The organism is Citrobacter sp. B72, from assembly GCF_016894305.1.
GTDB lineage: Bacteria > Pseudomonadota > Gammaproteobacteria > Enterobacterales > Enterobacteriaceae > Citrobacter > Citrobacter portucalensis.
In genome coordinates this window covers 1-10,242 of sequence record NZ_CP069805.1, presented here as the reverse complement: position 1 = coordinate 10,242, position 10,242 = coordinate 1, and the positions used below count along the sequence as shown (strand labels likewise).

The 10,242-nt window shown below is 43.4% G+C and carries 14 protein-coding genes; 3 read left to right on the top strand and 11 right to left on the bottom strand.

All coding sequences use genetic code 11. The features are described 5' to 3' along the window. The first annotated feature begins 97 nt into the window (after window positions 1-97). Window positions 98-1,501 (top strand): ISNCY-like element ISKpn21 family transposase, encoded by a 1,404-nt coding sequence (locus JQN59_RS26850; RefSeq protein WP_001567368.1) that lies wholly within the window; start codon window positions 98-100, stop codon window positions 1,499-1,501. 28 nt (window positions 1,502-1,529) lie between these two features. On the opposite strand, the gene JQN59_RS26845 is transcribed toward JQN59_RS26850, so the two are convergent. From JQN59_RS26845 to JQN59_RS26795, 11 genes are all read right to left on the bottom strand, one after another. Continuing rightward, the gene (locus JQN59_RS26845; protein WP_001567369.1) at window positions 1,530-2,162 is read right to left on the bottom strand and encodes a DUF6904 family protein; all 633 of its coding nucleotides are present in this window, start codon (window positions 2,160-2,162) and stop codon (window positions 1,530-1,532) included. 436 nt (window positions 2,163-2,598) lie between these two features. Continuing rightward, entirely contained in the window at window positions 2,599-2,994 is a 396-nt protein-coding gene (locus JQN59_RS26840; RefSeq protein ID WP_204528318.1) for a hypothetical protein, read from the bottom strand. A 131-nt stretch (window positions 2,995-3,125) separates the two neighbouring features. Then, window positions 3,126-4,346, bottom strand: coding sequence for a type II secretion system protein GspD (locus JQN59_RS26835; RefSeq protein WP_204528317.1), 1,221 nt, complete (start codon window positions 4,344-4,346; stop codon window positions 3,126-3,128). Continuing rightward, complete coding sequence (locus tag JQN59_RS26830; protein WP_204528328.1) at window positions 4,343-5,377, bottom strand: zonular occludens toxin family protein; 1,035 nt, start codon at window positions 5,375-5,377, stop codon at window positions 4,343-4,345. Before JQN59_RS26830 ends, JQN59_RS26835 begins: the two co-directional genes overlap by 4 nt. A gap of 3 nt (window positions 5,378-5,380) precedes the next feature. Next, on the bottom strand, window positions 5,381-5,668 hold the full coding sequence (locus JQN59_RS26825; RefSeq protein WP_204528327.1) for a DUF2523 family protein: 288 nt from the start codon (window positions 5,666-5,668) through the stop codon (window positions 5,381-5,383). 9 nt (window positions 5,669-5,677) lie between these two features. Continuing rightward, a complete protein-coding gene (locus JQN59_RS26820; protein WP_204528326.1) occupies window positions 5,678-6,859 on the bottom strand; it encodes a hypothetical protein in 1,182 nt (393 codons plus the stop codon). Window positions 6,860-6,943: 84 nt separating this feature from the next. Continuing rightward, entirely contained in the window at window positions 6,944-7,189 is a 246-nt protein-coding gene (locus JQN59_RS26815) for a hypothetical protein (protein WP_204528325.1), read from the bottom strand. Window positions 7,190-7,200: 11 nt separating this feature from the next. Next, window positions 7,201-7,425: a hypothetical protein gene (locus JQN59_RS26810; protein ID WP_204528324.1), complete on the bottom strand. Its 225-nt coding sequence runs from the start codon at window positions 7,423-7,425 to the stop codon at window positions 7,201-7,203. 72 nt (window positions 7,426-7,497) lie between these two features. Then, entirely contained in the window at window positions 7,498-7,836 is a 339-nt protein-coding gene (locus JQN59_RS26805) for a type II/III secretion system domain protein (protein WP_204528323.1), read from the bottom strand. 12 nt (window positions 7,837-7,848) lie between these two features. Further along, window positions 7,849-9,021, bottom strand: coding sequence for a replication initiation factor domain-containing protein (locus tag JQN59_RS26800; RefSeq protein ID WP_204528322.1), 1,173 nt, complete (start codon window positions 9,019-9,021; stop codon window positions 7,849-7,851). Continuing rightward, window positions 9,012-9,209, bottom strand: coding sequence for a hypothetical protein (locus JQN59_RS26795; protein WP_204528321.1), 198 nt, complete (start codon window positions 9,207-9,209; stop codon window positions 9,012-9,014). The genes JQN59_RS26800 and JQN59_RS26795 overlap by 10 nt, the downstream gene beginning before the upstream one ends. A gap of 303 nt (window positions 9,210-9,512) precedes the next feature. On the opposite strand from JQN59_RS26795, the gene JQN59_RS26790 reads away from it, so the two are divergent. Beyond that, window positions 9,513-9,704 (top strand): hypothetical protein, encoded by a 192-nt coding sequence (locus tag JQN59_RS26790; protein ID WP_204528320.1) that lies wholly within the window; start codon window positions 9,513-9,515, stop codon window positions 9,702-9,704. Between the two features lie 127 nt (window positions 9,705-9,831). After that, window positions 9,832-10,128, top strand: coding sequence for a hypothetical protein (locus JQN59_RS26785; RefSeq protein ID WP_204528319.1), 297 nt, complete (start codon window positions 9,832-9,834; stop codon window positions 10,126-10,128). Window positions 10,129-10,242 lie beyond the last annotated feature (114 nt).

The window sequence follows — 10,242 nt, the reverse complement described above, 5'->3', positions numbered from 1 at the left end:
TGTAATGGCTCAATAGTAATGTCCGCCTGTGGCTCAATTCAGATGTCCGCGCTATGGTAAGCTTCACTGGTCCGTTTAAACTACCGGGAGGCATATCATGAGCGCAGAAAGCTCAGGAGTGTTTACTTTGAAAGAGATCAACCGGATCAAGATTATACAGGACGTCATTGAACGTCGCATCACAACGCGCCGTGCGGCCGAGCACCTCGGTATCAGCGACAGGCAATGCCGCAGACTTCTTGCCCGTTACCGTGAAGGCGGACCGCTTGGTATGGCCAGCAGACGATGTGGCATGCGTGGTAACCGCCAGTTGCCACCCGGGCTCGCAGATCAGGCTCTGGAACTGATCAAGACGCGTTATGCTGATTTCGGTCCGACTCTGGCGCGTGAAAAGCTCGAAGAACTCCACGGACTGTTTCTTGGCAAAGAAACTGTCCGGCGCATCATGGTGCGGGCTGGCTTATGGGTTCCCCGTAAACAACGTGCCGCAAGGATCCCTCAACCACGGTACCGGCGTCCGTGTACTGGTGAGCTGATACAAATAGATGGCTGTGATCACGACTGGTTTGAAGGCCGTGGCCCGGCCTGCACCGCGCTGGTCTATGTTGATGATGCAACCAGCAAACTGATGGAACTGTTGTTTGTTAAATCGGAGTCCACGTTTTCTTACTTCGAAGCCACGCGGCGCTATATCGATAAGCATGGTAAACCGCTGGCACTGTACAGCGATAAAGCCGGTGTTTTTCGTGTTAACAATAAACACGCCACAGGCGGAGACGGGCATACTCAGTTTGGGCGAGCCATGCATGAACTGAACATCCAGACTATCTGTGCAGAAACCAGTCCCGCCAAAGGGCGTGTAGAACGAGCTCACCTCACTTTACAGGATCGTCTGGTCAAAGAGCTGCGGTTACAGGGCATTTGTTCAATGGAGGCTGCAAATGACTTCGCTGAGGCCTATATGGCTGACTATAACCGCCGTTTTGGCAAAGTACCGCGACATGATTTTGACGTACACCGTGCTGTAGAACATGATGAGGACCTGGGGCTTATTTTCACTGTTCGTGAAAAACGTAAAGTCTCAAAATCGTTGACGATACAATATGATAAAATGTTGTACCTGATTGAAGACAGCGAACTGAGTCGCCGTGCAATAGGTAAATATATCGATGTGTATCACTATCCTGATGGCAGAAAAGAGCTGCGCCTGAACGGTACGCTACTTCCCTACTCTACCTACGACCGACTGTCAGAAATCGACCAGGGCGCGATTGTCGATAACAAGCGTCTTGGCCGAACCCTGGAGTTTATCAGTCTGGTGCAGAGCAAGCGGGATAACACGCGCTCTCAGTCAATTCCCGCTGGAGATGGCCCTTCCCGACGACGGCCAAAGCAGGAAGGGAAGAAATCCCAGCGCTCACTGGATAATGATGACATGCTCGAAGCACTCAAACAGCTTCAGTCACGTTCAGAGGACATTTTTGGTAAAAGAGCCCGCTGATGGTACTCACTGGCCGGACAGTGGTTGCTCACCAGTTGATATTGTCCGGCCAGACCCATGATGTATTATTCATTTCGTTCAGCATCTTTATGTCCTGCTTTTCACGGGCATACTTACCCCATAATGAATGAAAAGAACGAACAATACTGATTAACTGCTTTTTTCTTTGCTCCGGAGATAGGCTGATAAAATAGCAGCACCTGCTGTCAATATTATCCTCAATGAAATTAAAATCAGAGTCTGATGCATATTTTACTGTTAGCATAATATCATTCGACGTTGTTCTCTCAGACTCTGTTAATGCTGATTCTATCAGGTATTCAAAGGCATACATGACAGACAGCTGGTTTTTGTCTGTCTGAATATAACCCATTGAGTTTCTGAGTATTGAGGACTGTACCAGGACCAGAGGCCATAAAAGCTCAACACCATAAAGCTTATATGTATCATGTTGATCATACTGATGTTGCTCAACACGACGATTACCTTCCCGTGCTTTACGAATATCATAGGCAAGGGATAACATAAATCCGTCTTTAACTTTAATCAGTGGGCTTTCATCCACGATGTAATGAATGAGTTCATGTAATTCATTCAGGGCTTCTGAATCTCCCCACAGTATAAAACCTGCATTGTTCGGCGTTAACTCGTATCGAAGCATGGGCTCAATCATCCTGTTGTTTCAGTCGGAGGAAAGTCTATCAGTAAAGAGAATGAGAGATCAAAGTGGTCATTTTAATTGAGCTGGATAACGGACATTTCAATTGAGCCTTGACAAATGATGAGAATGGCGGGATCCGGCTTTCTGGTACGGGAAAACCCTGCCAGTTTTATCGTTTTGACATCTTCGTATACGCAGCCCCATGCGTGGCCTTGCTATCATCCTGCATGACAGGCTCACAGGACAAATCATTTAAAGGTCGTCACTTTCCCGGTCAAAGGTGTATGCCTTCCCGGTTAATCAATAGCAGCTCTGTAAAACTGCCGCGCCGAATCGACCACAATGAAAAATATGGCAATTGCACGGCTTGGCCAACCCGACAAAAGCCGGAAAAAATTTCCGGTCTTCTGTCGCGTTTCTGATTAAAATCCATGACTCAGGCAGCGCCGACAGTTCCTGCAATGGCCTCAACCTCTTTAATCAGCTTTTCAAGCTGACCAACGTTGAGCGTTTCCGGCGTTGAATCCCGTAAAAGTCTGAACTGCATCTCTGCATTTTTCACCAGTAATTGCTGTGTGGTTTCCGGCAGATGCAGCATCAGAATCAGTGAAGCAAGCTGAAGATTGTACTGCCGTGTTTTCAGTTTTCTGGCGAGCACTTTGAATTGCCGGATGTAATACACTGGCGTTAAATGCGATGTGTTACTTTCGCCCGTGATAAATGATTTTCTTTTAGAATCAGATTCGTATCGGCTGACCTGTTCCTGTAGCAATTCGAGTGCCGAACGGATCCCGTCATCGTTTAACATTTCTGTTGTGAAATTCTGGCTCATAATCGCCCCAAATTAAGTTATTTCTGTCGGAACACGGTCAAACCGCCCATTCTCTCATATCACAGCCTGTTTCTGTCTGTCGTCAGTAGCCTCACGCGCGCTCCTCACCGGAGTTCGGTGCGTACGCGAGGCTACTGACGCCTGACTTTTTTCGCCTGTAATACAACAAGAATATCGGTTTTGTTTTTCTCATCAGATGAACCGGTGATCCAGCCTTTTGGCAGAAAGCTGAATCCAGTATCGGCATTGGTAACCTTAGATTCAGCGAGGCCACCGAGCAAAATAATATCCCCGTCAGCAGCGGATACCTCTGTATTAACTTCACGCTTAATAAGCGTCGGACTGTTATTCACACCCGTATCCGTTTTCGCAAAGCTGGAAAGCTGTTGTTTAATCACAAGATCAATATTGTCTGTCCTGATTTGAGGCTTAACATCGAGAATTACGCCGCTGGAGCGATATTCTATCGACTGAACCGGCCTGTTATCGGCGTAACTGACCTGGCTCAGCACAGGAACCTCATTACCCACAGAAAATGTGGCAGACGCACCATCTTTTACCCTTAGCCGCGGGGAACTGACGACATGAAAACGGCTGTCCGTCCTGAAAAGCTCATACAACGCATCAAGAGATCCTGTATTCACTCGTATAAAATTATCAAAGCCGCCAGATGTCCCCATCTGAATATTCAGCTTCCCGGATAACAATTTTGCTGCCAGTGCCAGTCCTGAACCATTACGTTCGCTGGTCTGCACCTCGAACACATAAGCTGCAACAACGATTTCCTCGGATGCGATATCTATCAACGGTAACAACGACTGCAACCGCTTGATTTCTGACTTCTGACCATAGTAAACAAGCACATCTCCGGTACGATTCATAAAGTCAGATGCCGAACCGGCAACCGCATTTTCAGGTGAAATTTGCCCTGAAGGTAGCGAATTTCGTTGACTGTTAAACTGTCCTGTAAACTGTCCGACCAGTATATCTGAGAGGTATGCCACTGACCGGAATCGCGGGCGATAAACAAACGTTTCCTGCGGCGGAATGTATGCCTTAGGTGTAAAAGAAGCTACATAATCAATGCCCTGTTTGCTGTAAATCGCAATGTTCATGTTGCCGAGATAACGCTTTATGAATGCCCGTTCATCGATATCAGGTGTAATACGAAACGTAACCACTTTATCTGATTTGGCAAGCTCAGGTTCAAGCATAAACGGCTTGTCAAACACCTGAACGTAAATCATATTTAGTGCCTGCGGGAGCGGGACAGCATTAAGCTCCAGACTGACACCCTTAGCTATAACCACCCCCGGAATCAATAAAAAAAGTAAACCTGTAATTATTTTCATCGTATTCCCCCTGAATAAACTGTCACTGTCTGCCCGTCAATTTCACCCGTCATCATCATTCCCTCAAAGCTGAACTGAGAAGATGGCTCCAGACGCAATCTGCCGGACGTATCGACCAGAACAACCCATGACAGCCCACCACGCTGTAAGCGCCCGGCAAGACGCCATTTATCCGAAATGGAGGGTGTTACTGGTAAGGCAGTGGACGAAACGACGGGTATATTTTCATCAGATGCCCCATTTGTTTTTTGCACAGGATCAGTACTGGCATTTTTGGCAAAGAACCAGAAAAGATAGAAAACGGATATAATCGCCATCGCCAGCAATCCTACAGCCTTAAACCACAGCATTTTAGAGCTAAAAATATTCTGTCGCTTATCGGTTACAAGTTCCCTTCCCTGCCCGTTCTCATGTGACTTATATAGTGGAAAAATTGATTTGTCATATTTATTCTGATAACTGTTCGTCAGATTCGATTTAAACAATTTAATACCTGTAAACACATCCACCCGGTAACGATTATGCAACCCAAGCGACACATGCTTACTCATGCGATAAGTTGTTTCCACCCTGTCTTTGATGAATCGCGGAAGATTCGCAATAGACTGATTCATAACAACTAAATCACATGTAACGCCTGTTTCATCGTGCGCAAAATGACGATGCTCAGCAATAAAAGAACGATGGTTGGCAGGTATGCCCTTATCGTTTTCCCATATACGCCAGGCCTCATCAATACAGATTAAATCCCCCGGACGACAGAACGTATTGTCAGCAATGCCGGAATCAGTTTTATACGGGAAAAAGTTATCATTCTGTACATCCTCATTTTGTACTAGAATTATTTCACCTAAGGAGCTTCTGTCTGCTTTTTTCACATTAACACAATAGTCATAAATACTATCAGTAGCCAATCCATATATATTACTGATAATCCTTCGCCCTGATATACAGGAAGGGATAATAACACTTGCCACTACTTCATATGATTTCCCGCTGCCGGGAATGCCAACGTAAGCCGAAATAGCCATATATCAACCAATAACCGGAATGCGACGAATAAAAAACCGTGTTAAATAAGCACTGACAACAACTTTTATACCAATAAAAACCGAAAATAAATCCATGAAATACAGCGCAGAATCAGGTAGCTGATTAACCAGCGCCACTAAGTCAGTAGAGCCGGGCAATAATGAAGAGACAACAGGAACAAACTCGGACACAACCAAAAACAATGCAGAAAAAACAATAAACTTAATGACAATTGTCCTCAGTACAAAACCGAGAACAAAGTTAAATGCAGAAACAATTAAAGCATACATTGCAATCACCTATGATGAAAGAACGATACGAAGACTGATAAATGACCAGATAATCAAGGAGCATAATTTCAATATATTTCTAATCTGTTCCAGAAGTTCACAATGCGACGCTATTCTGTAAGTTTTATCAAATACTGGCATATATATAACAGGACAGGTAACCACTCTACTTGTAAAATTTAACTCATTTAAATAAGGGAAGAAAGTGTTTAATGGCAAAATGATATCTTTCGCAGCCGGTGGTGTAATCTCTGGCAGGCTATTATCCGGATGGGATGTATCCACACCAGTGGTATGATTAATCTCATTAGTCACCTCAGAAGGAAGGACGATAATCGTACTGGAACCATTAGCAGGATGTGTGGTTGGTTCAAGTAAATCCTTAACCGTTGCACTTTGCCCATTAAGTGCTTCTGACACCTCAGATGCTGTAATTTTAGTAGAACTATTAAATGGAATGCCCTGATAATCTTCCTGTAAAGATGCCTTCATTAAGAGATTATTCAGTATGTCCGCAATAGTTTGAGAATCGACTTTATTTGATTCAAGTTGCTTCACTTGTTCATCTGTAAGATTACTCAAATCTGTTTCAGTTGAGCCTGACTGCAAATAAGCCACTTCTGTATAAGTCAGATTTTTAGATTCAACTCCTGTCAAAATATCCGTTTTATCAAAAAATGCAGACACTGAAACCGATGCTGGATTAGCAATATTCTTAATGGAAAAATCTCTTAATGAACTATATTCACATCCTGCTTCATTATAACATCTGTATTTTTTATTTTTGGTAACGGTTTCAAAGGACTGAGTCAGTAATGACTCAGGTGATGAACCATAAATAGTGCCCTCGATAGTAGGCATTGAATATTGTTTAGGACCATCAAACAAGTCATTTTTTAAGGCATTAAGACTATAACCAATACCTACCCAGTTAAGAGCGTTCCCTGTCCTGATTAAATTCGCTGATAACCGGCTCAACACTGGACTACCTTCCATTAACGCTGGCATACGGGTAAGAGATGTAGAAGTCAGAGAAGCTAATTCTGTCGTAGCCGCACGTTTAGCGACGATATTACCCAAAACGCGAGGTAACAACAGACGACCTAACAACACGGGATTTGCAAGCGCAGAGGCAATGAAAAGAAATAATAACAGTATCAGTCCAGCCCTTGTATAACAGCCCAGGCGCATAGCAACCCCCAAAGGAAACACATGAAATCAAAAAGATATTGAACCATTGAAATAAAGGGGCTGTTACGCCCCTGACCTTATAGATTAAGCACCACGAACCATTCGCAGGATCCAGCGAACACCTGCCGAACCTGCATAAAGAGCAACCAGAGACCCCGCTACAGCCATAATACCAACAAGAACAGTTCCAAAATCGACACTGTTCGTAAGTGAAGAAAGGTCAACATTACTACCGCTACCAGTCGTACCTTCAGCAAATACAGTAGGTGCAGCAACAGCCAGAGTTAAGGCACCGATACGAACTAAAGTTTTTTTAAAATTAAAAGACATATAAACTCCTTTTATGCGTTTCTTACTTGTTTAAGAATTTCACCTATTCCCTTCGCAAAAAGCCAAAGAAAAAAGGTTGTCGTAAAAGCCAGCCCCCAGAATTGCGCCGCGACGGAATAATCAATATCCGGAGAAGACTTATCCTGAGAAATCACCGAGGCCTGTAGTTTAGTAACTTCTGACTGTGGTAATTTCAATGTAACATCATCACATCCGTCAGGGCTTCCAAAGCTCATATTCGGACTGCAAAATTTAGTTCTGATGATTATTTCATCTGACACAATTATTTACTCAATGGAAGAGTGTAGTTACTGCTTAACATCCATCTTTCCAACGATCTTATAATCAACAATCACCGGGATCATCACACCTTTTGATGCTTTAAGCCCATAGGACGGGATAATTTCAAGAAATGGTTTCCCTGACTTATAAGCACTTTCAAGATCATCACGCATTTTCAGACAAACAGCATGACGATTATCAGGCGTGATTTTTACTTTTGCAGGGGCAAATCCACACGAGCTATTCGTTGATTCAAACTCCGTAGATAACGCCTGTGCATTACCCCAATTGAAATCTTCATTTGTTTTATCATTTTTCATTGTGCCAAATTGCACAAAAAATACCTTGAGCGTTTCCTGTTCCATAAATAACCTCAATTAAAATGCACATTCACGGTTGTAAAATTTTTGAGCCACAATATTTTGATAAATATCCGGCGTCCTAAATTTAAGTGTCAGGTCATCCATATGCTCTTTCCGAACAATGGAAGAAAAGACAGCTTCATAATCATTGCCAAGCTGATGGAAAATTCTGGCAATGGTTTTAGATGCCTGCTTGCGAAGCCAGCGAACGTCAGATTCAAAACTGTTAATCGCCAGCCGGACAATCCCCGAACGCTGAAATGTTTTAGGTCTGGCTGGATTTATCTGTTGCGCGTACTCACAGAGGCCAGTAAAAGCCCCTTCTATATCCAGCAGTATCTCAAGCGGAAAGCCTTTAAGTTCAGCCTCTGAACGATGCCAGACATCATCAACTTTCTGTTCAAGCGCTTTGTTATAAATGCGCCAGTAAACACGAGACTCACGGGAACCAACAGTAATCATTTCCTGCTGTAACGAACCATCACCATGATATTTGTGAGAGATACCCAGCCCCGGTTTTGGCCCCTTACCGCCATAAAAAGCTTCACATTTATGATCCCGCATGGCAGCAGAAACAGTAAATACACTGTCAAAATCATCAACTGCCAGATCGATACGTTTCAGCATCGTTACATCAAGATGATTGAGCCAGTTATAGATTTCATGCGGTGATGTGCCGTTAAAAACGTGAGTACAACCTTCACCACTAATCTGAATATAAAGCGTATCGTTATTGCCGCCCCAGAACACCATGCCAAGCTGTTCATAACCGCCATCAACAGAATAAAGCGGAGCCGAACGCTCATAGTTATAGCCTCCCCTGTCACGTTCAGGGGCAAGATGTAAGCCAAAAACTGCGGATAGCCACAATTTGAGGCGATGCATACGTGCCAGATAAATTTCCCTGTTCAGGTCGTTTATTTTTTGCTCAAGTTCATTTTTTGAATCAGTGCTGTAGCTTTGAACCTGTTCATTCAGTTCATCGTCGGACGGACACCATTTACCACCTTTAATCACATCGGTGAAAAAAGCATCTTTATGAGAAACATGATTGTGAAATGTCGGATATACGCCGTACTTACGCCATTCGTTAAGCCCATGTGGGTACGTTTCCAGCGATTTAAGCGAACAAAAGGGCATGGTAAAGGCCAGATAATCAATTTTCACATTTCTTTCAGTTAGTTGCATGTCAGCGACTCCCTGTAACCCACGAAAGAGCCGGAATGCAGCACGATAGAAACTAAAAGAAAATCATCACCATAAAAGCCGGTGCATTCATCTACCAATTCATCAAAAGAGCGGTAAAAATCCCACTCCCCGCTGACGCTGGCATTGATACCGAATCCTGCGATGTAGTCAAAATAAATAATATTCATAATCAACCACTTAGCTTCATGTTGAATCAATAATTTGCTGCATTAATCAATGCATGATACATGGACAAAACACATACTTCAAAACTACCATCCGGTAGTAAGTAAATAATATCAATGAGTTACGTCTGATTCTGTAAGGTTTTTTTACATAGTCGCGTGATGTCATAGGACTGATCAAACACACCGAAACCTTAGAATCTAATTATTTATTTTATTGCTCATTTATAAGTAATTAGAATCTAATAGTCAACAGAATTTAAGAATTGCGATTATGATAATCTAATAAATTAGATGGAGGTCTCGATGCCAACAAAGCACATTAATGACAACACTTGGCGATTGGTCGAAAAAGAAACAGTAAAAGCAGTGATTGAGTTAAAAGCTCCAGTGAAAGATACGGAGGTTCTGGACTGGTTGATCCGCAAAGGGATCGAATCAATCACTGAAAACGACTATCGAAAATTTTCGAAGACTGCGGGAGAGAAAAAAAACTGAAATGCGTAAAGGGATTTTAGCCATGCCTACTGAAAGCCCGTAGTTATCCTGAGACTACCCCCGTAGTACAGGACGGGGGTATCCGCCCCATTCCCGTTCAAAATGCAATCTATTGGATGATTCAGAGATGGAAGAAAAAAAATTAATCGAATGCCCGCATTGCAAGAGTGAAATCCCTCATGGTGCAAATGTCTGTCGAGGTTGCCAGGCTGAAATTAGTTATGGTCCGTCTGGTTTTAGCTATGCAATTACGCTGATCGTGCCCATCGTGTGCGGGTATTTTTTAGCCAAAAAAGTAGATGCTGAGCTGCTAAAGTGGGTTTTGTTCTTTGTTGCCGCAGTTCCCCTGTGGTGGTTACTTGGGAAGTATCTACTTGTTAGGAAAGCAGATCGCATCAACTTTGAGAGAAAAATGAATAAGTAATGATGATGCATCACTGGTTCGCACAATGACGTTATGCTAAAGAGGCCGCTGCATGATTTAATTTTCGCAGCGGCCTTTTCAACATAACGTGTGGCACATTATGCGCACTAAAGT